This is a genomic window from Bacillus sp. FSL W8-0645, assembly GCF_038007905.1.
GTDB lineage: Bacteria > Bacillota > Bacilli > Bacillales > Bacillaceae > Bacillus > Bacillus pumilus.
The window spans coordinates 3808884-3833327 of the sequence record NZ_JBBOYC010000001.1; the positions used below are offsets into that span (position 1 = coordinate 3808884).

Here is a 24444-nt window from a genome sequence, read left to right on the forward strand (position 1 = left end):
AGTTTTCAATCATTATATCAATCCTTGTATGAAATAGGGAGAAAGATGACCATATTGTTAGGGAGATATTGAAGGAGGGATTCGAATTGAAAGAAGATCAACACCCTAAGCCATCTTCAGAGTCAGAAGACACTTTAACAAATCGGCAAGGTCACCCCGTAACAGACAATCAAAATATGAGAACCGTTGGAAATAGAGGCCCAACTACGCTTGAAAATTACGATTTCCTAGAAAAAATCAGTCATTTTGATCGCGAACGTATTCCTGAACGTGTCGTCCATGCGCGCGGTGCAGGAGCTCACGGTTATTTTGAAGCCTATGGCACATTCGGTGACGAGCCCATTTCCACTTATACAAGGGCGAAGTTATTTCAGGAAAAAGGAAAAAAGACTCCTGTTTTCGTTCGTTTTTCTGCTGTCATTCACGGCGGTCATTCGCCAGAAACATTGCGCGATCCGAGAGGGTTTGCGATTAAATTTTATACAGAAGAAGGCAACTGGGACCTCGTTGGAAACAACCTGAAAATTTTCTTTATCCGAGATGCTTTGAAGTTTCCAGATTTGGTTCATGCCTTTAAGCCTGATCCTGTCACCAATCGGCAGGACGGCGAGCGTATTTTTGACTTCGTCTCGCAATCTCCAGAAGCGACACATATGGTGACATTTCTCTTTTCACCATGGGGTATCCCAGCAACCTATCGCCACATGCAAGGCTCAGGTGTCCATGCGTACAAATGGGTGAACCATGAAGGAAAAGCAGTGCTGGTCAAATATCACTTTGAACCGAAGCAAGGCATTCGCAACCTGACACAAGAACAGGCTCAAGCGATACAAGGTGAAAACTTTAATCATGCCACACAGGATTTATATGAAGCTATTGAGCAAGGAGATCATCCTGAATGGGAGGTCTATGCGCAGATTATGGAAGATGATGCCCACCCTCACCTTGACTTTGATCCGCTTGATCCAACAAAGCTTTGGTACAAGGATGACTATCCATGGAAACCGATCGGACGAATGGTGTTAAACAAAAATCCAGAAAATTATTTCGCAGAAGTTGAGCAGGTCGCCTTTGGGACTGGCGTTCTCGTAGACGGTTTGGATTTCTCAGATGATAAATTGCTTCAAGGGCGCACCTTCTCTTACTCTGATACGCAGCGATATCGTGTGGGACCGAACTATTTACAGCTGCCGATCAATGCACCGAAAAAGCATGTCGCCACGAATCAAAGAGATGGGCAAATGGAATACCAGGTCGATCAAGGCAAAGGGCAAAATCCTCATGTGAATTATGAACCATCGATCCTCGGCGGATTAAAAGAAGCCAAGCAGGATGGAAAGGATCATACGCCTTTTGTAGAAGGTGACGTCAAACGGGAAGCCATTGACCGCCCGAACAACTTCGGACAAGCCGGAGAAACATATCGCCGCTTCAATGATTGGGAACGTGAGGAATTGATTAAGAACTTAGTCAACACCCTTGCGACCTGTCAAAAGGACATACAAGAGCAAATGATCGAAAACTTTACAAAGGCAGACCCTGATTACGGAAAGCGTGTCGCTGATGGCCTAAAAGCCTTCAAACAAGAACAGCCAAGCGGACCTATAGGGTCTACAGGCGCCGCACAAGCTGTAGACGAAGCGATTAACAACAGCACACCATCAGATCCTTATTAAATAAAAAAGAATGCAGCGCCTAGGCTGCATTCTTTTTGTATTCATCGATTAAGCGTTTTGACCCTTTTTGATCCATTCTGCTACATTGACTGTACGTTTTGCTTGATGTTTTGCAGCAGCTTCGGCATCCTCTTGAATCTTTCCGTTTTGGTCAACAGTGACACTCACGCCGTAAGGGTTGCCCCCTGCACCGTATAACGAGTCATCTGTGTATCCAGGAGCGGCAATAATCGCTCCCCAGTGGAACATCGTTGTGTAAAGACTGAGAATGGTCTGCTCCTGCCCGCCATTTGGGTTTTGTGCAGAAGTCATCGCACTCACTGCTTTGTTTGCCAATTTCCCTTGGAACCATAAGCCGCCAGTTGTGTCTAAGAATTGCTTCATTTGAGCCGGTAGGTTACCAAAACGTGTTGGCATGCTAAAGATGATGGCATCTGCCCACTCTAAATCACTTAATTGAACCTCTGGGACATCCTTTGTTTCGTCTAAATGTGCTTTCCATGCTGGATTTGATGCCACAACTGCTTCTGGTGCCAATTCAGCAACCTTTAATACTTTCACTTCAGCTCCAGCTTCTTTCGCTCCAGCCTCTGCCCATTTTGCCATCTGATAGTTTGTACCTGTTGAACTATAATAAATAACTGCTAATTTTACGTTTTCCATTTGTTCCATCTCCTTTTGTTTGGTTTGCCCAAAAAGCTTCTGTAAAAATCCCATCTATATTCCCTACCTTCATTAAAATTGACGACGATACCATAATGCCGCAGCATCGACTTCTTCTCTCGTTAGCTGATGTCCGCGGTTTTCCCAATGTAGTGTGACCGAAGCGCCTGCGCCTTGCAGCAATTGCTCGAGCTCTTGTGATTCCTCTGGGCGGCACATTGGGTCATTTTTACCAGCTGCGATAAAGACTTGTTTCCCCGCCAATGAAGGCAATGAAACTCCGCGTCTTGGAACCATTGGATGATGCAGGATCGCTCCTTTTAACGCATCCTCGTAATGGAATAAAAGACTTCCTGCAATGTTCGCCCCATTGGAATATCCGAGAGCGACGACATTGTGACGATCGAACCCATATTCATCTGCTGCTTCTCCGATAAATGTATAAAGTTCCTCTGTCCGCTCAATTAAATCCTGCTCATCGAAAACACCCTCTGCTAAACGTCTGAAAAAGCGCGGCATACCGTTTTCCAACACATTTCCTCTCACACTAAGAACAGAAGCGTCAGCATCTACTAAATCGGCAAGCGGCAATAAATCTTCTTCCGTCCCGCCAGTACCATGCAGTAATAACAAAACAGGTCTTTGTTCATTCTTTCCTTTTCGAAAAAGATGTTTCATCATGCATCTCCTTTCCCTTTCAATTCTCTCACTTCTATTGGCAGCACAATTTGTTCAATCTGACTGCGCTGCGCTTCATATTGCGGTGGCAGTTTCAATGCTTCACCCATAGTTTCCACTGATTCATCGTGTGCAAACCCCGGAGGATCAGTCGCAATTTCAAATAATATGCCGCCAAGCTCTCTAAAATAAATGGCATTGAAGTAATTTCGATCTTGCACAGGTGTCACTTGATACCCGCTTTGCGCAATATGTCTTTGCCAATCTAACTGATCCTGATCATCTGTCGCTCTCCATGCAATATGATGCACCACTCCAACACCCATACGTCCGCGTGCAACAGGTGTCTTGTTCACATCAATGACATTGCCTATCTCACCAAACGAACGGAATCTCACATAGTCCTCTTCTGCTCCAACTCGTTCAAAACCCATTGTTTGTTCGAGCAGCTGCATCGTTTGCTCTGGCTGTGATGTTAATAAAACCGCTCCCCCAAACCCTTTTATCGCAACATCTGGTGTGACTCCGTTAAATGTCCACTCATTTTGTTTCCCTTCCGCACGCTCTACAAGCTCAATCAACAAGCCGTGTGGATCTTCAAATGAGAGAAAGGCTTCATCAAAACGTTCAACCATTTCATAAGAAATATCAAACTGCTCAAGACGTTCCTCCCAGAAAGAGAAAGCGCCTGGTGGTACAACATATGTCGTCACGCCCACTTGACCTGCGCCAATTTGTCCCTTTTGAGCACCTGGCCAAGGGAAAAACGTGATAATCGTTCCCGGAGATCCTCCTTCATTTCCAAAATATAAATGGTAAGTACCTGGATCATCAAAATTCACGGTCTTCTTCACGAGACGAAGTCCTAAAACACCTGCATAAAAATCAACGTTCTCCTGAGGATGCCCTACAATTGCTGTGATATGGTGAATTCCTTCTGTTTTCTTCACTTCTAATGACCTCCTAATCATGAAGTAACAAGCCTCTATTCATTATGTCTTTACTGACGTCTTTATATTATCTCGAATTCGAGATATTAAATCAAAAAAATATATTTATCTCGAATTAAGGATATGATGTTTTTAAATAAAAGTCAACGATTTTTGTTTTTCCTTTGAAAAAAGCAGGTCTGTTTTTGCATAACAGACCTGCTCTTCCTTGATTATTGCAGTAATTTTTTCTTTTTTAAATAGGCTTTCGCTACCTGAAATGCATCCTTACCTTTTACATTCACTTCATAATTCATTTCTCTCATCTCATCGTCTGTGATTTGACCACCGAGCTTATTGAGAGAGGTCTCAATCTCAGGGTACTCCGTTAATGTCTCCTGCCTTAGCAGCGGTGCTCCTTGATATGGCGGGAAAACATGCTGATCATCATCAAGCACCTTTAATTTGTATTGCCTCAATTCACTGTCTGTCGAATACGCATCGACTAAATTGATATCTCCTTTTTGAATCGCTCGATACCGAAGCTTCGGTTCCATCGTCACCACATCATCAAAGGCAAGTTGATAGGTCTTTTGAATACCTCGATACCCATCCTGTCGATCAGAAAATTCTAAGGTGAATCCAGCTTTTATGCGATTCTTGATCTTGCCTAGATCTGATATATTGGATACATCATATTGATCAGCCAGCGACTGAGGCACGGCTAAAGCATACGTATTATTGTAAGCCATCGGCTCAAGAAGGCGGAGCTTAAAAGATGATTCCAAACCGCGCCGCGCTTGCTCATACACTTTTTCTTTATCTGTGCTTTTCGCTGTTTGTTTGAGGAACTCAGAAATCGCAGTGCCCGTAAACTCAGGATAAATGTCAATATCACCAGACCGTAAAGCTTGAAAAACAAAAGACGTCTTGCCAAGACCAGGCTTAAGATTGACTTGAATATCCGTATCCTGTTCAATTAAAAGCTTATACATCGAGATCAGAATTTCAGGCTCCGATCCTAGCTTTCCACCGATGGTGATTTCCTTCTTTTCTTGTTGAAACAGTAATGGGCCCGCGACAATAGCTACTGCGAACACAGCAAAAACCGTCACAGAAATCACAGTCTTTTTAAAAGAGATTTTCTCAAACGTGCGCAGCACCACATCAAATAAGAGTGCGAGTAAGGCTGCTGGTATAGCGCCAATGACAATGAGTGACATATCATTTCGGTCAATTCCCAGCAAAATTAGACTTCCTAATCCCCCAGCTCCGATCAGTGCGGCAAGAGTGGCAGTTCCCACAATGAGAACCATCCCGGTTCGGATACCTGCCATGATGACTGGCATGGCCAGAGGCAGTTCCACCTTTAATAACCGTTTACGGTGATTCATTCCCATGGCAAGCGCCGCTTCTCTCAGGGAAGGGTCGACCTCCTGAATGCCTGTATATGTATTTCTTAAAATAGGGAGTAGGGCATAAACGACAAGCGCAATAATCGCAGGAACTTGCCCAATTCCAACAAGAGGAATCAGCAAGCCAAGCAGCGCAAGCGACGGGATTGTTTGCAAGACCGCCGTCACCCCAATCACCCATTCTGCAAGCTTTGGCACTCTCGTTAAATAGATACCTAAGGGAATGGCAATCAAAATGGCTAAAAATAAAGCAATAAACGAAATTTGAATATGCTCAAGTAAGGCGTGTCCCAATTGTTCTTTTCGATCCAATAACACATTGATCCAATCATTCATGTGACTCGCCCCTCTCTCTAGGAGAATCAGCTAAAAACTGAATCACCGCTTGACGATTCACTAGTCCAATTCGCTCCCCATCCTTTTCCACAGCCAATTCCTCATGCTTTGCCAATTGGGATAAGACCTCATCCAGCGTGGCATGTGCTGCGATCGCTTCATAGCCTAAAAGAGCCTCGTGAGCCATTGGTCTAGCCATGTCCTCTAGCTCAAACGATTGATGTAACGCATGGCGAGCAGCCCCTGAGACAAACTCCCGAACAAAAGCATTCACTGGGTGTTGAACCAATTCCTCTGGACGACCAATCTGCACCACTTTCCCTTCCTTCATGATACAAATTCGATCACCAAGCCTCATCGCCTCCTGCATATCGTGTGTCACGAAGACAATGGTCTTTTGAATACGGCGCTGCAAATCAAGCAGATCATCCTGCAATTTCTCCCTCGTTAGTGGATCTAACGCACTAAATGGTTCATCCATGAGGACAATCTCCGGATCAGCTGCAAGTGCACGTGCAACACCGATACGCTGCTGCTGTCCACCAGATAGCTCTGATGGCTTTCGATGTCGATACATAGCAGGGTCAAGCCCAACCATCTGCATCAATTCATCCACTCGCTTTTTAATCTCGTTCCGACTCCATTGTTTGAGCTCTGGCACCACAGCGATATTTTCTTCAATGGTCATATGAGGAAAAAGAGCAATTTGCTGCAGAACATACCCAATATCCCAGCGCAGTTCATACATATCATAATCATTTATTTTTTGACCCTTTATGTAAATCTCACCTTCTGTAGAAGAAATGAGACGATTGATCATTTTCAATGTTGTCGTTTTCCCGCTTCCACTAGGTCCAATGAAAACAAAAAACTCACCTTTCTGAATCTCTAAATCAACCGATTGAACGGCATAGCGCTCATCAGAAAATTGCATCGATACCTTCTTAAATTCAATCATCTTCCCACGCCCTGACTGCAATTATTTTCTAGACTACCAATATGACAGATCAACCCCGTATTTGTATAGAACAAACTGTCACTTTTACTCTCTTTTACATACTTCCCCTAAGGTGCCCGCCAAAAACAGCTCTAGCCAAATCGGATGAGATTCTTCGTGAGACAAAAAAAAGCGAAGAGCTCGAGGCTCTCCGCTTTTAAGTAAACGACTTACTCACCAGTAACGTATGGAAGTAATGCCATTTGACGTGATTTTTTAATCGCTAATGTCAATTTACGTTGATACTTAGCGCTAGTTCCTGTTACACGACGAGGTAAAATTTTACCACGCTCAGAAACAAACTTTCTAAGAAGATCAACATCTTTGTAATCGATGTGCGTGATACCGTTAGAAGTAAAGAAACATACCTTACGACGTTTCGCACGACCGCCTCTGCGTCCACCTGCCATTTGTTTTCACACCTTTCCTTTAGTCAATTTTTCAAATCAATTAGAATGGCAAATCATCATCGGAGATGTCAATCGGTTTACCATCATTCGCAAATGGGTCATCATTGAAGCTATTTCCCTGATTACGATTTTGTTGGTTGCTTTGATTGCCATATGGATTTTGATTTGGTTCATTTCCAAATGGATTCTGATCGTTTTGGCTACCGCCATAATACTGGCCTCCGCTATTGCCACCGCCGCTGTATCCACCTGAACCAGCACTGCCGCTCTTAGGCTCAAGAAATTGAACACTTTCAGCTTGAACTTCTGTCACGAAGACACGCTGTCCTTGCTGATTTTCATAGTTTCTTGTCTGCAAACGACCGTCTACACCGGCAAGACTTCCTTTTTTCAAGAAATTAGCCACGTTCTCGGCTTGTCTTCTCCAAGTAACACAGTTAATGAAATCGGCTTCACGCTCTCCAGATTGATTCGTAAACGTACGATTCACAGCTAGAGTAAACGTGGCTACAGCCGCACCATTAGGCGTGTAGCGAAGCTCAGGGTCTTTTGTTAGTCTTCCGACCAATACAACACGGTTTAGCATATTGAAAGACCACCTTTAAATATATATTTCAATGATTTATACTTCTTCTTTAACAACAATGTGGCGAATGATATCGTCACTGATCTTAGCTAAGCGGTCAAATTCTTGAACTGCTGCAGCGTCAGATTGAACGTTTACGATTTGGTAGAAGCCTTCACGGAAATCGTTGATTTCGTATGAAAGACGACGTTTACCCCAATCCTTTGTTCCAGTGATCTCCGCACCGTTTGAAGTTAACACGTTATTGAAACGCTCGATAACTGCTTTTTTAGCCTCATCGTCAACTGTTGGGCGGATGATGTACATAACTTCGTACTTTCTCATCTGATTGCACCTCCTTTTGGTCTAAGCGGCCCTATACGGGCAAGGAGCAATAAATTATATTACTCACAATTGTATATTATAACAAATTACTTGGCCTATGACAAGAACCTATACATTAAAACGGAAATGAATGACGTCTCCATCTTTCACTACATATTCTTTACCTTCTAGACGGACTTTTCCAGCCTCTTTTGCAGCAGACATGCTTCCACCAGCAAGTAAATCTTCATATGCAACCGTTTCAGCACGAATAAACCCACGTTCAAAGTCCGTATGAATGATTCCAGCACATTCCGGTGCCTTCATTCCCTTTTTAAACGTCCAAGCGCGTACTTCCTGCTCACCTGCTGTGAAATAAGTAGCTAAACCAAGAAGTGAATAAGATGCTTGAATCAGCTGATCTAGACCTGACTCTTTGATGCCAAGCTCTTCAAGGAACATTTGCTTCTCTTCTCCTTCAAGCTCTGCAATTTCAGACTCGATCTTCGCACATACGACGATGACTTCAGCATTTTCACCAGAAGCAAACTCACGGATTTGCTGCACATATTCGTTGCCGTCATGATCTGCTACTTCATCCTCACTCACATTTGCTACATAAAGAACTGGTTTAGATGTGAGTAAATGAAGCTGTTTCACAAGCTTCTGCTGCTCATCTGTAAATTCTACAGATCTTGCCGATTTCCCAGCTTCAAATGCGTTCATTAGCTTCGACAAAATATCAAATTCAGCTACCGCTTCCTTATCCTTTTGTTTTGCAAGCTTACTCACACGAGCCAAACGTTTTTCAACTGTTTCTAAATCAGCCAAAATCAACTCTAAATTAATGGTTTCGATATCTGACACAGGGTCAACCTTACCTGATACGTGTGTGATGTTATCATCTGCAAAAGCTCTCACCACGTGACAGATCGCATCTACTTGACGAATGTGAGAAAGGAATTTATTCCCTAAACCTTCACCTTTTGAAGCCCCTTTGACAATACCAGCAATATCAGTGAATTCAAAAGCAGTCGGAACTGTCTTTTTCGGCTGCACCAATTCTGTTAGTTTTTGCAAACGCTCGTCTGGAACTTCTACAATTCCGACGTTTGGATCAATGGTACAAAACGGATAGTTAGCAGACTCCGCTCCAGCCTGTGTAATTGCATTAAATAGCGTTGACTTCCCGACGTTAGGTAAGCCAACAATACCAGCTGTTAAAGCCATTCTTTCATCTCCTCTATATCAAACGTGCTCGTTATACTGCGTAATATGAACCTAGAGCAATTATAAGTAGGTTTACATGAAAAGACAAGCTAACCGTTATGCATTATCAATAGAAGAAACATTGCCAAAAAGAATAAATCAATCCTTTAAAACGGAAATTTGCATCTAATTCTTCTATACAAAAGACAAATTTCATCAAAAAAGCATGAGGCCTACTTAAGCAGTTGGCTCCTCATGCTTGACGAGAATTTTTTTCATTTTTCGTTCAAAGTCTCTTCTTGGGATCATGACGCTATGCCCGCAGCCTTCACATTTAATGCGAATATCCATGCCCAACCGAATTACTTTCCACCGATTGACACCACATGGATGGGGTTTCTTCATTTCAACGACGTCATGTAACCCAAACGCTTTGTCTGCCATCAGCTTTCACCTCTCTTGCTCACTTCATTGAATCTATTGTACAAAAAAACGGCGATGAAGAGCAATGCACAAAGCAAAGACCCTCTTTCTTCTATTCTTTTTTATAGAAAAAACCCTTCTTTTAGATCATTTTATTTGTGACCAATAGTTACTTAAACTCCGCTTTTTTTCAATATTGTCACAAACACTGTAGGTCGAAAGGTTTTTATTGGTAGAACGCTGTGGTTTTTCCATATTTTTTGATTTATGATATCTGCATAAATGTTATGTGAGGGAGCAGGTACGATGGTCAATCGAAAGGATAGATTAACTGATAAAGAATATAAAATCATATCCGATCATGCTGGAAACATAGACAATTACCAGCAGCACCATACGATAGAAATAGGTCAGCAAACGCTCACTGTCCATGATTTTCTCAAGGTCGATCATCAATTATATGGATTAACGATGCAGCCGGAACAATCAGACGAGTTCATCGTCGCTTTTCACTGTCCGATGCCAAAGCAAATGCCGGTGACCTCGCCACAAGATGTACACACTGCGGCACAGTCATTGCTCAAAACGGATTATGCCTATCCCATTGAAAGGAAGTCCCTTGATAGCAATCAAGATCATGTCTTTTTTAAAGGGAAGGAATACATAGAGCAAGTCAGCCAGAAGCATCCCAATGCAGGTATCTATCTCACTGGACAAGCCCTTGCCGGTGCTGTTTGTGCTTATGTTGCGACAGAACAGCCAGCTGTCAAAAAAGCCGTCACCTTTGATAGCCCAAATATATGGAGCAGTCTGGCGCCTTCGATTCAGCAGAAAACGCAGCAAGGTCAATATACACGGATCTTGACTGAATATATTCAACCTAGTCATTATGTAGGTTTACTCAATCGCCATGATCATGGAGTTGGTCAAGTTAAGTACACCGTGCCGCCACAGCAACAAGGCGACATCCAAGAATCCGTTAAATATAAACAAAGAGAAATTGACACCTTTTTAAAATCAGCTTTTGCGTCTATGAATATAGAATGGAACGAATCCTTTGATACAAATGCTTTTTTAGCTCTTATTTCTGGGAGTTTAAAAGGAAATGGGTATTCATTCCACAAAGATGGATCTGCCCGTATTTTAGATGAACAGCTTGATCATAATACAAGTTTTACAGCCATGCTGTTGCAAGAAATCCATTCTGGACGTGCATATGCACAAAGCGGTCTAGAAATTATCATAAAATCCCATTTACTGAAAAATTCATCCTACGATCTCCAAAGTGTGATTGAACATGAAGTACACACTATATTTGATAAAATCGATGGGATCGATGAAAGTGTAAAAGACGCCGTCCAGCATGTAAAACAAGAGCTCAAAGGACTCGTCGGCTTTGGCCACTATGATTTATTAAGTCCAAGTGATGTGGAAGCACTGGTAGAAGAAGTGAGGATGGAACAACATCATTCCTCCTTTTATTCACATGAAAAACAACTGAATGCCCTGTACACCTTGAGAGATTACGAACAAGAACTTTCTTCCCTTTCAAGACATATGTACACAATGGGTGATGATTACGCCAAGGCAGATAGACGCCTTGCGATGCAAATGGGTATTCATTAAGAAAGGAGTCACCGCATGATCAATCAAAATAAACCTCCTAGTGACGCCCAGCGTTTCTTGCAAAATGTGAGTGCCCGCCGCTCCATGTCTGTATTTGAAAATCAATCGGCACCACAAACACAAACGCAGTCCCCAGAAGAAATAGCCGCAATTCAAGCCATACGAAGAGAAGGACAGCGAAAGGATCTAAAACGGCTGCTCAAAATGCGACTGCATGACGAATTAGCAAACACTCGCGTACACTTGGAGTATCAATTGTCTAAAACCGAAGACATGATCAACCAGACGACCATTGTCAAACAACACATCTCCCAGCATTTAAAAGGACAAGCCATTTCAGAATTAGAGGAACGCCTTCAGCGTCTCAAGCAAATGCCAGTCTATGATGATATCAAAGACGCCATTGATTCTATTCGTATAAAATAAGCACAGCTCTGACAAAGAGAGGTGCTTATTTTATTTTATCAATATAATTTTCAGGGCGAGAAAATATCTTTTTACTTAAAATCGGATATAGCATTAAACAGACAAGCAAATAAAGATTCAGCAAGCTGTATATCGGATACAAGAAAGCAATCAAATCGGCAAACCCAAGAGATGTTAAAGGCGCCATCAACAGAAGCATCACGAGCACAACCAGCCAGCGAGGCAATGGTACAAAAGAAAGCATCCGGCTGGATAAACCAAATAAACCTGCCGCTGTCGTCGTATAAATAGCTAGACAAAGGACAACGGTCATAAACACAAACAATGATGTTGGTGCTCCTTCTAATACTGTAAACAAAGGAATGCCTTCTGCTGATAGACTCCCAGAAATATCAACCAATATTTCGTTATACACGTACGAGATGATCCCAAAAATCAGACCGCTTAATATACTCGCCACTTTGGCCTCGCCAAGGCCCTTCATTTCTTTTCCAACCGAAGACAGCACTGCGACTACAGATAATATATTCAAAGAAGCAAAGACAATGCTGGCAGGCCAATTGTACTGCTGCCCAAAATCAATCCGCCACATATGATCATGGTTCATATAATAAAAAACAAACGCATAGATGAGCCCCGCCACCAAAATTGGTATAATGAAAGCATTCACAGATAAGAGCCCTTTCACATCCCAGAAAAAAATCATAAATGAAAATAGACAAAATGCACCGATGCCCACCCAAAATGGCACATGATACATCTCGAGTGTCACCCCGCCACCGGCAATCATGACTGTCGTTGTCGTGAATAAATAAAGGACAATTAAAACATCATACACTTTAGCCAGCCACGGGCCGACAAGCCGCTCTAGCACTGGCACAAAGTGATCGGCACGTACCTCATAACTGATTTTTAACACCACATAGGTAGACAGCATAAACATCAATGTAAACAGTAGAATGGCTAGTCCACTATCAATGCCAAAAAACTGCCAAATTTCTTGGCCGGAAGCATACCCCGCTCCTATTAAGCTTCCTAAAATTAAAAGCGTCCACCTTGAACCAGCCTTCCACACAATCATCACCTCATAGGTATAGAATTAAGCTTGTTTCCGTATACTGTTACTAACTACTATGACAAGGAAGTGAGACCTATGAATAGCAAGAACGGTCTTTTTTTTAGAAATAGGGTGAAAGAATACGTGTCCCATACGGATACAAACGCCATTCAACAGCTTAAAAGTATTTTATTCTCGCATCTTCAGAAAGCAGGAAAAAGACCCGTTGCCATCGTTTGTATTGGAACAGACCGCTCAACTGGCGACTCTCTAGGTCCACTTGTTGGTACAAAGCTTTCAGGCCTTGATTTGAAAAAGCTTCATGTATATGGCACGCTCTCTGACCCAGTTCATGCGGTCAATTTAAAAGAAAAGCTCGCTGAAATTGAACAAGCTCATAAACATCCGTTTATTGTAGCGATTGATGCCTGCTTAGGAAGAGTGAAAAGTGTAGGCTCCTTCCAAATTGGAGATGGACCGTTAAAGCCTGGAGCGGGTGTACAAAAGGAGCTGCCAGAGGTAGGAGATATTCATATTAATGGGATCGTCAATGTGAGCGGCTTTATGGAATACTTCGTTCTCCAAAACACACGCCTTCATCTTGTCATGTCTATGGCCAATACACTTTCTGAAAGTCTATCTCATATTGATCAAATGGATTGGACAAGAGAAAAAAGCCGTTCTCTCTTCGCTCCTATTCAAAATATCACTGGGAGAATATAAAAAAGACCATCTCGTATCAAGATGGTCACTCTGATGATTCTCTCGCAGAAAGCAATTCGAGGATTCTTTCTAAATCTTCGTTGGAGAGAAATTCAATCTCTATTTTTCCTTTTTTCTTCTGTTTCTTGATCGACACTGAAGTGCCAAAGTAGTTTTGCAAGAAAGACTCTCTTTCTTTCAACACTCGATCCTTTGGTGCTTCTTTTTTCTTTGTTTCACGTGGAACATTTTCGTTTAATTGCTGAACAAGTTTCTCAACCTGACGTACGTTTAACCCCTCGTCCACAATTTTCTTTACCAATGGCGCCAGCTTATTTTTGTTTTTCAAGCTAAGCAAGGTTCTTCCATGACCCATCGATAACTTTCCATCTGCAATCAGCTTTTGTACTTCATCCGGTAAAGTCAAAAGACGGAGATGGTTCGCAATATGCGGTCTGCTCTTCCCTAATCGCTTCGCTAATTCCTCTTGCGTCACACTTAGATGATCTAGTAAGGAAGCATAGGCTTCCGCTTCTTCTAATGGAGATAAATCCTCGCGTTGCAGATTTTCTAAAAGGGCAATCTCTCTCATGAGCGTTTCTGAAAATTCTCTGACGATCGCAGGAATCGTTGTCAGACCAGCTTGTTGTGCTGCACGGAAACGACGTTCTCCTGCTACAATGTCATATCCTTTAATCGATTTACGGACAATGATCGGCTGTAAAACACCGTGCTGCTGAATGGATTCTTTGAGATCAGACAATGCATCTTCATCAAACGTTTTCCTTGGCTGATACGGGTTTGGACGCAAATCCTTTATTTTGATTTCTTCAACCGTTTCTTCACTTGAGTCTACAGTGTTAAATAGTGCATTAATACCCTTTCCAAGACCTTTAGCCATTCGCATCCACTTCCTTTGCTAAGTCTAAATAGACATCTGCACCTCTTGAACGTGGATCATACAAGATAATCGGTTTCCCATGACTAGGCGCTTCACTCAGTCTTACATTTCGCGGAATCACGGTCTGATAGACTTTATCTCTAAAGTATTTCTTCACTTCTTCGATGACTTGAATCCCAAGATTTGTTCGTGCATCAAGCATTGTCAGCAAGACACCTTCAATGGCGAGATCCGTATTTAAATGTTTTTGCACGAGACGAACGGTGTTTAACAATTGGCTCAATCCTTCAAGCGCATAATATTCGCACTGTACCGGGATTAAAACGGAATCGGATGCTGTTAACGCATTAATTGTCAGTAATCCGAGTGATGGCGGGCAGTCAATAATCATATAATCATAATTTTGCTTAACAGATTCAAGTGCTCTCTTCAATCTCACTTCACGTGAAATCGTAGGCACAAGCTCTATTTCAGCCCCTGCAAGCTGTATCGTCGCAGGAATGACATCAAGATTTTCGACCTCTGTCGTCTTAATCACATCAAGAACATCTGCATCATCAACTAAAATATCGTACACGCACTTCTCTACGTCGGCCTTCTCAATCCCAATACCACTCGTGGCATTGCCCTGCGGATCAATATCAACTAACAACACTCGTTTACCTATGTATGCTAAACACGCACTCAAATTAACAGAAGTTGTCGTCTTCCCGACGCCGCCCTTCTGGTTGGTAATCGCTATGATTTTTCCCACGATGTCACCCACTTTCAACTTAACAAGTTTCTCATTCATTCATACTTCCTATTCTATCAAAAAAAGTATGAAACGTTTGCTTTTTTTGTTTCTCCATTATATATTCGTCAGCAAATGTCTATTTCCGTACATGAAAAGACGAACTTAAACGTAGTAAAAAGTATATCAATATATCTTTTTGAAGAAAAAGATAGCATAAAAAACCCTCACTTCCATCAAAAGTGAGGGGCACTTGTCAAAAATGTAATCCACCAATTGTACGGCCTTCATTCACAATAATCTTAGGGGTCACCGTTTTATAGCTTCTCTTTTTTAAGAATCCATAGGGGGTCTTAATGGTAAATGTCGCATGTCCTACAGCATCGCCTGTTTTGGCATAGGCCTGCCACACAATCTTTGAAGAATAAGTCGGGTCCAGTGATTGAATAGACATGGTGATGGAGTATCGAGCCTTTGGATGAGCTTTCACATAATCGCGCGCCCATTCCCCTGCCAGGTCTGCTGTTTCCTCTTGATTAATACGAATGACCTTTGTATTGGCATTATAGCGAAACCAGTTAAGAATGGAATCAAGCTGAGGATGCTGTCGAAACCCTGGAATAGAAGCAAAGCTCTTCTCATTAATGACGATACCTGCATGTCCAACGATTCCCTTCAAAGCATCAGTGTTTGTCACCAATATATCCCCTTTTTTAGACGAAATATCGGTACCAGGATACGGCTTTCCTAAAAGGCGTTTGATGGTGTGCGGCTTATCATCCGTCACAAACTCATCCTGCTTTTTTTGTTGTAAGCCATAGTTCTTCAAGTCATCATCAGCTGTGATCAAGTCAATCGTATCGTCCTGAGACTCATGCTCTTGATTTAATTGTTGAACTGTTACCTCTTTAGAAACCACGCCTTGTTCCTTCAGGACGTTCAGTTCTTCCTTCGTAATTGTTTCTTCTGCATCATGAACCTCTTGGCTCGGTGGCATATTCACAGCGAATATAGTCGTTTCATTTGAAAAAAGAGAAAGAGAGAATAGTAAATAACAGATAATAGCAAAAATAGTCTTTTTCATATTCATTGAATAGATGTCACCTCCTTTCTACTATGAGAATCATATTTTACCAATTAATCAATAATAAGTAAATATTATGAACTTTGATGAAAGGCAGACAAAAAAAGCTGACGAGTGGATCTCATCAGCTTTTCTCTATTTAGGAATTCGAATCGTTAATTGGATATATTCCTCAAATTCTTCTTCCTCGGTATTTATTTTAAGCCCGCTGTCTTCTACCATATGGAGAGACTGGCGAATGGTATTCATTGCAATTCGTGTATCACGACTAAACGCCTTACGTTTTGGCTTCGGTTTGCGATCTGTTTTTTGTTCAAGCATTTTCACTACACGCTCTTCAGTCTGTTTTACATTCAGCTGCTTTTCGATGATTTCCTGCAATAGCGCGATTTGTAATTCTGGAAGCTTTAGGGGTACAAGTGAACGTGCATGCCTTTCAGAGATTTTTTTCTCTAGGATGGCCTGTTGTACCTCTTCAGGCAACTTTAAAAGTCTTAATTTGTTTGCAACAGTTGATTGTCCCTTACCTAAACGCTGAGCAAGCGCTTCCTGTGTTAAATCATGAAGCTCTAAAAGACGTGCATAGGCATGAGCCTCTTCAATAGCAGACAGCTCTTCTCTTTGCAAATTTTCAATCAATGCCACAGATGCCGTTTCCGTATCAGTAAAATCTTTTATAATAGCGGGGATTTTCTCCCAGTGAAGAGTCTGTACCGCTCTCCAACGTCTTTCGCCGGCGATCAGTTCATATTTTCCTTCTTCTTCTGTCGGTCTGACAACAATAGGTTGAATAATGCCATGGGTATGAATCGTCGTGGCCAGCTCATGTATCTTTTCTTCTGAAAAAATGGTGCGTGGCTGAAAACGGTTTGGCATAATTGTGTCGACCGGGAGCTCCTGTATCTCTTCCTTTAATGTATCATGCTCAGCAATCTTTGCCTCTATTTCGGTTTCACGCTCAGGATGTTCTTTGTCACCAAGCCCGAAGAAGCGTGAGAGTGAATGCTTCATGAACCTACACCACCTTTAAAAACTACCTTTTTATAATTCTATTTTCTCATGTTTTTTCCTTCTGTAAAATCTTAAATATTGAAGAAAAACCGACCTTTTACATGATCAACCTTCTATTGGTGATTTATTAGGTGTTCCTGGTTTTCTAGGATATTTTTTTGGTGTTTGCTTTTTCTTTTCAATGACAATGATGTTCCGTTCGCTTTCTTCTAAAGGAAGAACAAAGGAATGCTTTTCAACAACCTCTCCTCCGAGGACAGTAACGGCTTTCTTCCCTGCTTGCATTTCTTCATCAGCAGCAGATGCTTTTAATGCCACAAACAACCCTTCCTTTTTTACAAGGGGCAGACATAGTTCGCTCAAGACGGACAAACGCGCAACTGCTCTAGCAGTGACAAGATCATAGCTTTCGCGCTTTTCCTTACGTTGTCCAAACGTCTCCGCACGATCATGATAAAAAGTAGTATCTTGTAAGTTTAACCCTTTTGCTAACTCATTGAGAAACGTAATTCGTTTCTGAAGAGAATCAACAATGGTCACATGTAGATGAGGGAAGCAAATTTTAAGAGGAATGCTTGGGAAACCAGCACCAGCTCCTATATCGCAAATCGTCGTCAATTTGTGAAAATCAATGAAAAATGATGCGGAAATGGAATCATAAAAATGCTTTAAATACACTTCTTCCTTTTCAGTAATGGACGTCAAATTCATTTTCTCGTTCCATTCTACAAGCATGCGGAAGTAAGTTTCAAATTGTTCAAGCTGCACAGGAGAAAGAGTCATCCCTTTCTCCTCTAGTGCTGCTGTAAATTGTTCAATGTTCATGCCGACATCCTTTCTATTCTGCTATCTTCGCAATACGTCCCTGCTCTAAATATACTAAAAGGATAGAAATATCAGCAGGGTTAACGCCTGAAATACGAGAAGCCTGTGCAACAGAAAGCGGTCGGACTTCTTTCAGCTTTTGTTTCGCTTCAGTTGCAATTCCTTTGATGGCATCATAATCAATACGATCAGGAATCTTTTTGTTCTCCATCTTTTTCAGCTTTTCAACTTGTTGGAGTGACTTTTCGATATAACCTTCGTATTTAATTTGAATCTCTACCTGCTCACACACATCAGAAGGAAGCGGTGTTTCAGCAGGAGCTAACGTCACAACAGATTCATAGTTCATTTCTGGACGCTTCATCAAATCACTTGCACGAATACCGTCCTTCAGCTCACTTCCACCAAGTGAACGAATAAATTCTTGTGTCTCTGCTGTGGGTTTAATGATGACAGAATATAAACGTTTTTTCTCTGCTTCAATGGCTTCTTTTTTCTGCTGGTATGCCTGGAATCTTTCTTGAGATATTAATCCAATATGATAGCCAAGTTCAGTTAATCTTAAATCCGCATTGTCATGACGAAGAAGCAAACGATACTCTGCACGGGATGTTAAAAGACGGTAAGGTTCATTTGTTCCCTTTGTGACAAGATCATCAATGAGAACACCGATATATGCATCCGATCGGCTTAAAATGACTTCTTCTTTACCCAATGCTTTTCTTCCTGCATTAATACCTGCCATAATTCCTTGACCTGCTGCTTCCTCATAGCCAGACGTACCATTAATTTGGCCAGCTGTATATAAACCAGAAATTTTCTTCGTCTCGAGTGTAGGCCACAACTGAGTAGGCACAATTGCATCATACTCAATGGCATAACCCGCTCTCATCATTTGTACATTTTCAAGCCCTGGGATGGTGGAAAGCATGCGCTGCTGTACATCCTCTGGAAGACTTGTAGATAATCCTTGAACATACACTTCCTGCGTATTACGACCTTCTGGCTCTAAGAAAATTTGATGTCTTGGTTTGTCATTGAAACGAACCACTTTATCTTCAATGGAAGGGCAGTATCTAGGACCAGTTCCTTTAATCATACCTGAATACATTGGAGAACGGTGAAGATTCTCATCAATAATTTGATGTGTTTCTAAACTCGTATAAGTTAACCAGCATGGCAGTTGATCTGTGATATATTCAACCGTTTCATAGGAGAACGCCCGCGGAACATCATCACCTGGTTGAATTTCTGTTTTACTATAGTCAATCGAGTGACTATTCACTCGAGGAGGTGTTCCTGTTTTAAAGCGAACCAAATCGAATCCTAACTCTGCTAGGTGATCCGATAATTTGATGGATGGTTGCTGGTTATTAGGACCACTTGAATACGATAGATCCCCTAAAATAATACGACCTTTTAAGAAAGTCCCAGTCGTTAATACAACAGACTTCGCACGATAGTTTGCTCCTGTTTGTGTAACGACACCTTTACATTCATCATCTTCTACAATTAAATGATCCACCATACCTTGAAGCATTGTCAGGTTCGGTTCATTTTCCATTGTTTTTTTCATTTCATGCTGATATTGGAACTTGTCTGCTTGCGCTCTTAAAGCACGAACAGCAGGTCCTTTCCCTGTATTCAGCATGCGCATTTGAATATGCGTCTTATCTATATTTCGTGCCATTTCTCCGCCCAGTGCATCAATTTCTCTAACGACAATCCCTTTCGCAGGACCACCTACGGACGGATTACATGGCATAAAAGCAACCATATCGAGGTTGATAGTCAATACAAGTGTTTTAGCGCCCTGTCTTGCAGAAGCAAGAGCAGCCTCAACCCCAGCATGACCGGCACCCACGACGATGACGTCATAATTGCCAGCTTCATAACCCATTTCTTATGTTCCTCCCTTTACTTTCCTAAACAGAATTGAGAGAATAACTGATCAATCAAGCTTTCATGAACAGCATCTCCTATAATTTCACCGAGCTGTTCCCAGCAGCGTGTTAAATCTATTTGAACAATGTCGATTGGTACGTCCATTTCAATTCCTTCAAGAGCATCTTCAATTGATTGTTTTGCTGCCTGAAGAAGAGCAATATGCCTTGTATTACTTACATACGTTAAATCTCCACTTTCAATTGATCCAGTGAAGAACAGTGATTGAATCGCCATTTCAAGCTCATCAATGCCCTTTTCTTGTAATAATGATGTAGTGACCACCGGACGATCCTTTGCTAACTGCTTGACCTTTTCTACATCAAGCTTAGGCTCAAGATCTGTCTTATTCACAATCACGATGATATCCATACCTGAGACAGCTTCAAAAAGCTTAATATCTTCTTCTGATAATTCTTCGCTATAATTGAGCACAAGTAAAATCAGGTCAGCTTCTTTTAAGACCTGTCTAGATCGTTCAACCCCTATACGCTCAACAATGTCCTCTGTCTCACGTATACCCGCAGTATCGACTAGACGGAGAGGTACGCCTCTTACATTCACATATTCCTCAATAACGTCTCTCGTAGTTCCAGGTATATCTGTGACAATGGCCTTTGTTTCCTGTACGAGACTATTCAGCAAGGAAGACTTACCAACATTCGGCCTTCCTATAATTACAGTGGATAAGCCCTCTCGAAGGATTTTCCCCTGCTGAGAAGTCGAGAGCAACGATTCAATTTCTTTTTTGACGGATGTCGCTTTTTCCACTAAGACGCGATGTGTCATTTCTTCAACATCGTCATACTCAGGGTAGTCAATATTGACTTCAATATGCGCCAGTGTTTCTAGGATCTCGCCGCGCAGTCGCTGAACCAAACCGGAGAGACGTCCCTCCATTTGAGTGATTGCTACATTCATCGCTCGATCCGTCTTTGCCCGAATCAAGTCCATGACAGCCTCCGCTTGCGATAGATCTATTCTTCCATTTAAGAAAGCACGCTTTGTGAACTCACCTGGCTCCGCTAATCTTGCTCCTTCTCTTAAAGCAAGCTGCAATACTTTATTGACCGTTACAATTCCGCCATGGCAGTTAATCTCAATAACGTCTTCTCTCGTAAATGTTTTTGGCGCTCGAAGTACTGACACCATGACCTCTTCTATTACTTGATCAGTCCTTGCATCCACGATATGACCATAATGAATGGTATGAGAATCCACTGATACAAGTTTTTTCTCCTTAGGCCCTTTATACATCCTATCAGCGATCTGCACCGCTTCAGGCCCACTTAAACGAATAATCGCAATTGCTCCTTCACCCATCGGTGTCGAAATGGCTGCAATTGTATCCATCGCTCAATCACCTCTTTCTCTACTTTAATAGACAGTCTTTTATCTATTAAATGGACGTTGTCCATCTCTATATCAAAAACGCTTAATCCAAAATTTAAAGATACCATAAATGAAAGCGAAGTGAAAGTATCCTCTATACAATTATCCACAGCTTTGCATCCTATCTATTTTAACACTTAACTTATCCACATGTGAATAACGACGTTCTAAACTTATCTTCACATCTTACACCGAAACCCGATAAATTTAAACGCCCCGATGCCTTTGTTTACTTGTAAAAATAGCATTTTCCACTCAACTTACACCCTAACTTTTTAGAAATAAAGGATGAATCTTCTATAGAAACACAATTTTTCAATAAAAAAAGACTAAAATCCAGCTTTGCTGAATTCTAGCCTTTCTGTTATTTTTTATACAGCACCACTACATGACGCTTACTTCCTGTATCTTCTGATGCCGTTGCTAGTTCTTTAGAAAAAGTAGCGATCGTATCATGAATTACTTTTCGTTCGTTCGAAGGCATTGGTTCTAAATGAACCTTTCTCTTCGTTTTTAAAACTTTGTTTGCCGTCTTGACGGCATATTGTTCAAGTGCTTCTTGTCGCTTCTTCCTATAATCTCCAATATCAATGGTAATATGATGATACTGATCAGAATAGCGATTAAACACTAACTGTACCAAGGTTTCTAAAGAGTACAAAGTTTGACCTCTTTTTCCAATCATTAATGATGTTTTATCTCCATCAATGTGAAAAGAAATCTTTTTCGGCTCCTGTTTGGAAACAATCTTCGCTTTAGGATCAATGGATTTAACAATATTATCTAAATACTGTGTAGCTAATTTAAGAGCATTTCTCTTTTCTATCAGCTTGACTACAGTGTGTCTTTTACCAAATAATCCTAAGAACCCTTTATTTCCTTCATCCAAAATTGTGATATCTACTTCTTCTTTTAGAAGCTGAATTTGTTTAAGTCCGGAATCTACTGCTTCTTCGATTGTGCGACCGACAGCAGTTATTTCCTTCATTTTTTATTCCCGCCAGCTTTTTCTTTTGTATCTAATTTTACTTGAGGAGTTTTAATCACTAATGTTTGGATGATCATGAAAATGTTACCTACAACCCAGTACAATGAAAGTGCTGCTGGGAAACTAATAGCAAATACAATGATCATAATCGGCATAACCCATAGCATGATCGCCATTTGAGGGTTGTCCGACGGATTTCCAGCCATCATCAGCTTTTGCTGAATGAAAGTAGCTACCCCCGCAATGATCGGTAATAGGAACAATGGATCTGGACTGCCTAAGTCAAACCATAAGAATGTATGCTTTTTAATTTCTGCTGTTCTCATAATTGCATGATAAAAACCAATTAGGATTGGCATCTGAATTAAAATCGGGAAACAGCCAGCCAATGGATTGACGCCATTCTTTTGGAAAAGGGCCATTGTTTCCTGCTGAAGCTGCTGCTGAGTTTTTTGATCTTTAGAGCTATATTTTTCACGAAGTTTTTTCAATTCAGGCTGCAATGCTTGCATTGCTTTTGTACTTCTTAACTGCTTAATCATTAATGGTAAAATGAGCAAGCGGATTAACAGTGTCACAATAATGATCGCAACCCCGTAGTTTTCACCAGTCAAATTTGCCATGTATGTGATTAATTGAGATAGCGGGTAAACAATATAAGAGTTCCAAAATCCCTTACTATCTGATGTGATTGGTTCATTAATTTGTGTACATCCTGCCAATAGAACCAATGCGCCAATCAAGCTAAATATTAGTAATAATCGCCTTTTCAACAAGATTCCTCCCATTACTTCAAACTTTATTTAAGTTGGAATTGATTACGAAAGTGACTCACCTAATCAGTATGGTAACATTTTTTCATTACAAAGTGGTGGTTTCATTTTAGTTCACTAGATGAAGGAAGCGCTTTTAAAAATTGATTCAACGAAAGTTTCTATTACGAAGACTTTTTCGGTTGTTGTTGATAAACAGCGGATTTTCTAAATAAATGTTGGAGAGACTTTTTTGTTTCTTCAAAGGTCAATTCACTTGCTGGTTTTCTTGCAATGACAATGTAGTCTTTTTCTTGCTTTAACTTATGACCTTCCTCTAAAAACACCTGGCGGATCAGTCGTTTAATTCGATTTCTCATCACTGCATTACCAATCTTCTTACTGACAGACAATCCTAAACGCAGTTCATCTTGATTTGGTTGGTCCAGCTGGTAAATAACGAATTGGCGGTTCGCCATTGATTGACCTTTTTTGAACACTTTTTGAAACTCTTCATTTTTTTTTAGCCTGTTTCGCTTCTTCATGTTTTCTTCCACTCCGATAAAAACTGACAGTTCAATTACGATTTTATGTAAAAAAGACCACTGACATTATTCAGTGGCCTAAGCTGATAATTTTTTTCTACCTTTGCTGCGGCGTCGCTTTATAACTAGACGTCCGTTTTTAGAACTCATACGGCTGCGGAAGCCATGAACTTTACTACGCTTACGGTTATTTGGTTGAAACGTTCTTTTCATTTATGACACCTCCCTGAGGAATAGCTGTTTAAGACAGTCTAACTCATTATATTTGTGTAACACATCGATTGTCAATATCAATGATAAAACTCTTATTATCAACCTTATAAGCATAACATAATTTATCAAACGAAGAAACCTTCTTTTTCAGTTTCCAACATTTTATTCTTTTTTTCCTCCTAAAAGGCCTCCAAAACAAGGTTGTGGATATTTTTCCGGCATATTTAGACTATCCACATCCATTATCGACATTTTTTTCACACAAATAACCGATGTGGATAATTATTTTTCAACAGGATGTAAAATGTGTGGATAAGTTTGTGACACCCATTGCACCATCTCGTTTATTTTGATATTATATTTGTGTTTTAACTCTTAATTACTTATCTGACCTATTTGCGTTATCCACAATCTGTGGATAACCTGTGGAAAGATATTACACAGGTTGTTGAATTGTTTATCCACAGACTGTGTAATTTGTCGAAAAGACGTTTTTCTACTATATTATTTGTTTTCAACAATGTATGTGCACGAATGGTGATGACCATTTGCTCTTTTTCGTGTTCTATAACAGTTTGATACTGGTCATTTTAAAAAGAAAAGGAGGGGGGAGAAGCCTT

Annotated in this window: 26 protein-coding genes; 4 read left to right on the forward strand and 22 right to left on the reverse strand. The window is 41.1% G+C overall.

Features of this window, described 5'->3' with window-relative positions; translation table 11 throughout:
- Positions 1 to 65: 65 nt before the first annotated feature.
- A complete protein-coding gene (katX, locus tag NST39_RS19705; protein ID WP_376765254.1) occupies positions 66 to 1676 on the forward strand; it encodes a catalase KatX in 1611 nt (536 codons plus the stop codon).
- A 48-nt stretch (positions 1677 to 1724) separates the two neighbouring features.
- On the opposite strand, the gene wrbA is transcribed toward katX, so the two are convergent.
- From wrbA to NST39_RS19755, 10 genes are all read right to left on the reverse strand, one after another.
- The gene (gene wrbA, locus NST39_RS19710; RefSeq protein WP_044139046.1) at positions 1725 to 2393 is read right to left on the reverse strand and encodes an NAD(P)H:quinone oxidoreductase; all 669 of its coding nucleotides are present in this window, start codon (positions 2391 to 2393) and stop codon (positions 1725 to 1727) included.
- A gap of 18 nt (positions 2394 to 2411) precedes the next feature.
- Positions 2412 to 3020, reverse strand: a complete 609-nt coding sequence (locus NST39_RS19715; RefSeq protein ID WP_044139045.1) for an alpha/beta hydrolase — start codon at positions 3018 to 3020, stop codon at positions 2412 to 2414.
- Positions 3017 to 3988, reverse strand: coding sequence for a ring-cleaving dioxygenase (locus NST39_RS19720; RefSeq protein ID WP_283924083.1), 972 nt, complete (start codon positions 3986 to 3988; stop codon positions 3017 to 3019). Before NST39_RS19720 ends, NST39_RS19715 begins: the two co-directional genes overlap by 4 nt.
- A 191-nt stretch (positions 3989 to 4179) precedes the next feature.
- Entirely contained in the window at positions 4180 to 5697 is a 1518-nt protein-coding gene (locus NST39_RS19725) for an ABC transporter permease/substrate-binding protein (protein WP_044139043.1), read from the reverse strand.
- The gene (locus NST39_RS19730) at positions 5690 to 6655 is read right to left on the reverse strand and encodes an ABC transporter ATP-binding protein (protein WP_341029917.1); all 966 of its coding nucleotides are present in this window, start codon (positions 6653 to 6655) and stop codon (positions 5690 to 5692) included. The genes NST39_RS19725 and NST39_RS19730 overlap by 8 nt, the downstream gene beginning before the upstream one ends.
- A 209-nt stretch (positions 6656 to 6864) precedes the next feature.
- A complete protein-coding gene (gene rpsR / locus NST39_RS19735) occupies positions 6865 to 7104 on the reverse strand; it encodes a 30S ribosomal protein S18 (protein WP_008347556.1) in 240 nt (79 codons plus the stop codon).
- Positions 7105 to 7144: 40 nt separating this feature from the next.
- Entirely contained in the window at positions 7145 to 7690 is a 546-nt protein-coding gene (gene ssbA, locus NST39_RS19740; protein WP_065097572.1) for a single-stranded DNA-binding protein SsbA, read from the reverse strand.
- Between the two features lie 36 nt (positions 7691 to 7726).
- Positions 7727 to 8014, reverse strand: a complete 288-nt coding sequence (gene rpsF, locus NST39_RS19745) for a 30S ribosomal protein S6 (protein WP_044139040.1) — start codon at positions 8012 to 8014, stop codon at positions 7727 to 7729.
- A gap of 108 nt (positions 8015 to 8122) precedes the next feature.
- Positions 8123 to 9223: a redox-regulated ATPase YchF gene (ychF, locus tag NST39_RS19750; RefSeq protein WP_044139039.1), complete on the reverse strand. Its 1101-nt coding sequence runs from the start codon at positions 9221 to 9223 to the stop codon at positions 8123 to 8125.
- Between the two features lie 216 nt (positions 9224 to 9439).
- A complete protein-coding gene (locus NST39_RS19755) occupies positions 9440 to 9646 on the reverse strand; it encodes a DUF951 domain-containing protein (protein WP_012011910.1) in 207 nt (68 codons plus the stop codon).
- Positions 9647 to 9931: 285 nt separating this feature from the next.
- Between NST39_RS19755 and NST39_RS19760 the strand changes: the two genes are divergently transcribed.
- Both NST39_RS19760 and NST39_RS19765 read left to right on the forward strand, forming a co-directional pair.
- Positions 9932 to 11251, forward strand: coding sequence for a hydrolase (locus NST39_RS19760; RefSeq protein WP_065097571.1), 1320 nt, complete (start codon positions 9932 to 9934; stop codon positions 11249 to 11251).
- A 15-nt stretch (positions 11252 to 11266) separates the two neighbouring features.
- Positions 11267 to 11677, forward strand: coding sequence for a hypothetical protein (locus NST39_RS19765; protein ID WP_044139037.1), 411 nt, complete (start codon positions 11267 to 11269; stop codon positions 11675 to 11677).
- A 25-nt stretch (positions 11678 to 11702) separates the two neighbouring features.
- Here the strand turns inward: NST39_RS19765 and NST39_RS19770 are convergent, their stop codons facing one another.
- Positions 11703 to 12758, reverse strand: a complete 1056-nt coding sequence (locus tag NST39_RS19770; RefSeq protein ID WP_113767984.1) for a YkvI family membrane protein — start codon at positions 12756 to 12758, stop codon at positions 11703 to 11705.
- A 72-nt stretch (positions 12759 to 12830) separates the two neighbouring features.
- Here NST39_RS19770 and yyaC point away from each other — a divergent pair, with 72 nt between their 5' ends.
- Complete coding sequence (gene yyaC, locus NST39_RS19775) at positions 12831 to 13457, forward strand: spore protease YyaC (protein WP_003215235.1); 627 nt, start codon at positions 12831 to 12833, stop codon at positions 13455 to 13457.
- Positions 13458 to 13482: 25 nt separating this feature from the next.
- Here the strand turns inward: yyaC and NST39_RS19780 are convergent, their stop codons facing one another.
- From NST39_RS19780 to rpmH, 11 genes are all read right to left on the reverse strand, one after another.
- Positions 13483 to 14337, reverse strand: coding sequence for a ParB/RepB/Spo0J family partition protein (locus NST39_RS19780; protein ID WP_341029918.1), 855 nt, complete (start codon positions 14335 to 14337; stop codon positions 13483 to 13485).
- The gene (gene soj / locus NST39_RS19785) at positions 14330 to 15091 is read right to left on the reverse strand and encodes a sporulation initiation inhibitor protein Soj (protein ID WP_034620351.1); all 762 of its coding nucleotides are present in this window, start codon (positions 15089 to 15091) and stop codon (positions 14330 to 14332) included. The genes NST39_RS19780 and soj overlap by 8 nt, the downstream gene beginning before the upstream one ends.
- A gap of 235 nt (positions 15092 to 15326) precedes the next feature.
- Entirely contained in the window at positions 15327 to 16160 is an 834-nt protein-coding gene (locus NST39_RS19790; RefSeq protein WP_341029919.1) for an orthopoxovirus pf05708 family protein, read from the reverse strand.
- Between the two features lie 129 nt (positions 16161 to 16289).
- The gene (gene noc, locus NST39_RS19795; protein ID WP_044139034.1) at positions 16290 to 17165 is read right to left on the reverse strand and encodes a nucleoid occlusion protein; all 876 of its coding nucleotides are present in this window, start codon (positions 17163 to 17165) and stop codon (positions 16290 to 16292) included.
- Positions 17166 to 17270: 105 nt separating this feature from the next.
- The gene (rsmG, locus tag NST39_RS19800) at positions 17271 to 17990 is read right to left on the reverse strand and encodes a 16S rRNA (guanine(527)-N(7))-methyltransferase RsmG (protein WP_283924086.1); all 720 of its coding nucleotides are present in this window, start codon (positions 17988 to 17990) and stop codon (positions 17271 to 17273) included.
- Positions 17991 to 18003: 13 nt separating this feature from the next.
- Positions 18004 to 19890, reverse strand: coding sequence for a tRNA uridine-5-carboxymethylaminomethyl(34) synthesis enzyme MnmG (gene mnmG / locus NST39_RS19805; RefSeq protein ID WP_065097567.1), 1887 nt, complete (start codon positions 19888 to 19890; stop codon positions 18004 to 18006).
- A gap of 17 nt (positions 19891 to 19907) precedes the next feature.
- Positions 19908 to 21287: a tRNA uridine-5-carboxymethylaminomethyl(34) synthesis GTPase MnmE gene (gene mnmE / locus NST39_RS19810; RefSeq protein ID WP_044139031.1), complete on the reverse strand. Its 1380-nt coding sequence runs from the start codon at positions 21285 to 21287 to the stop codon at positions 19908 to 19910.
- A 403-nt stretch (positions 21288 to 21690) separates the two neighbouring features.
- The gene (gene jag, locus NST39_RS19815) at positions 21691 to 22314 is read right to left on the reverse strand and encodes an RNA-binding cell elongation regulator Jag/EloR (protein WP_341029922.1); all 624 of its coding nucleotides are present in this window, start codon (positions 22312 to 22314) and stop codon (positions 21691 to 21693) included.
- Entirely contained in the window at positions 22311 to 23093 is a 783-nt protein-coding gene (gene spoIIIJ / locus NST39_RS19820; protein ID WP_095117972.1) for a YidC family membrane integrase SpoIIIJ, read from the reverse strand. Before spoIIIJ ends, jag begins: the two co-directional genes overlap by 4 nt.
- A gap of 158 nt (positions 23094 to 23251) precedes the next feature.
- Positions 23252 to 23611 carry a ribonuclease P protein component gene (gene rnpA, locus NST39_RS19825; protein WP_003214983.1) on the reverse strand — a complete coding sequence of 120 codons (360 nt, stop codon included), beginning with the start codon at positions 23609 to 23611 and terminating at the stop codon, positions 23252 to 23254.
- A gap of 78 nt (positions 23612 to 23689) precedes the next feature.
- Entirely contained in the window at positions 23690 to 23824 is a 135-nt protein-coding gene (rpmH, locus tag NST39_RS19830) for a 50S ribosomal protein L34 (RefSeq protein ID WP_081277122.1), read from the reverse strand.
- Between the last annotated feature and the right edge of the window lie 620 nt (positions 23825 to 24444).

What these genes read in the sequence shown, in the direction of transcription:
- wrbA (WP_044139046.1), bottom strand. Translation starts at nt 2,393, where the DNA reads ATGGGATTTTTACAGAAGCTTTTTGGGCAAACCAAACAAAAGGAGATG.
- NST39_RS19715 (WP_044139045.1), bottom strand. Translation starts at nt 3,020, where the DNA reads ATGATGAAACATCTTTTTCGAAAAGGAAAGAATGAACAAAGACCTGTT.
- NST39_RS19720 (WP_283924083.1), bottom strand. Translation starts at nt 3,988, where the DNA reads ATGATTAGGAGGTCATTAGAAGTGAAGAAAACAGAAGGAATTCACCAT.
- NST39_RS19725 (WP_044139043.1), bottom strand. Translation starts at nt 5,697, where the DNA reads ATGAATGATTGGATCAATGTGTTATTGGATCGAAAAGAACAATTGGGA.
- NST39_RS19730 (WP_341029917.1), bottom strand. Translation starts at nt 6,655, where the DNA reads ATGATTGAATTTAAGAAGGTATCGATGCAATTTTCTGATGAGCGCTAT.
- rpsR (WP_008347556.1), bottom strand. Translation starts at nt 7,104, where the DNA reads ATGGCAGGTGGACGCAGAGGCGGTCGTGCGAAACGTCGTAAGGTATGT.
- ssbA (WP_065097572.1), bottom strand. Translation starts at nt 7,690, where the DNA reads ATGCTAAACCGTGTTGTATTGGTCGGAAGACTAACAAAAGACCCTGAG.
- rpsF (WP_044139040.1), bottom strand. Translation starts at nt 8,014, where the DNA reads ATGAGAAAGTACGAAGTTATGTACATCATCCGCCCAACAGTTGACGAT.
- ychF (WP_044139039.1), bottom strand. Translation starts at nt 9,223, where the DNA reads ATGGCTTTAACAGCTGGTATTGTTGGCTTACCTAACGTCGGGAAGTCA.
- NST39_RS19755 (WP_012011910.1), bottom strand. Translation starts at nt 9,646, where the DNA reads ATGGCAGACAAAGCGTTTGGGTTACATGACGTCGTTGAAATGAAGAAA.
- NST39_RS19760 (WP_065097571.1), top strand. Translation starts at nt 9,932, where the DNA reads ATGGTCAATCGAAAGGATAGATTAACTGATAAAGAATATAAAATCATA.
- NST39_RS19765 (WP_044139037.1), top strand. Translation starts at nt 11,267, where the DNA reads ATGATCAATCAAAATAAACCTCCTAGTGACGCCCAGCGTTTCTTGCAA.
- NST39_RS19770 (WP_113767984.1), bottom strand. Translation starts at nt 12,758, where the DNA reads ATGATTGTGTGGAAGGCTGGTTCAAGGTGGACGCTTTTAATTTTAGGA.
- yyaC (WP_003215235.1), top strand. Translation starts at nt 12,831, where the DNA reads ATGAATAGCAAGAACGGTCTTTTTTTTAGAAATAGGGTGAAAGAATAC.
- NST39_RS19780 (WP_341029918.1), bottom strand. Translation starts at nt 14,337, where the DNA reads ATGGCTAAAGGTCTTGGAAAGGGTATTAATGCACTATTTAACACTGTA.
- NST39_RS19790 (WP_341029919.1), bottom strand. Translation starts at nt 16,160, where the DNA reads ATGAATATGAAAAAGACTATTTTTGCTATTATCTGTTATTTACTATTC.
- noc (WP_044139034.1), bottom strand. Translation starts at nt 17,165, where the DNA reads ATGAAGCATTCACTCTCACGCTTCTTCGGGCTTGGTGACAAAGAACAT.
- rsmG (WP_283924086.1), bottom strand. Translation starts at nt 17,990, where the DNA reads ATGAACATTGAACAATTTACAGCAGCACTAGAGGAGAAAGGGATGACT.
- mnmG (WP_065097567.1), bottom strand. Translation starts at nt 19,890, where the DNA reads ATGGGTTATGAAGCTGGCAATTATGACGTCATCGTCGTGGGTGCCGGT.
- mnmE (WP_044139031.1), bottom strand. Translation starts at nt 21,287, where the DNA reads ATGGATACAATTGCAGCCATTTCGACACCGATGGGTGAAGGAGCAATT.
- jag (WP_341029922.1), bottom strand. Translation starts at nt 22,314, where the DNA reads ATGAAGGAAATAACTGCTGTCGGTCGCACAATCGAAGAAGCAGTAGAT.
- rnpA (WP_003214983.1), bottom strand. Translation starts at nt 23,611, where the DNA reads ATGAAGAAGCGAAACAGGCTAAAAAAAAATGAAGAGTTTCAAAAAGTG.
- rpmH (WP_081277122.1), bottom strand. Translation starts at nt 23,824, where the DNA reads ATGAAAAGAACGTTTCAACCAAATAACCGTAAGCGTAGTAAAGTTCAT.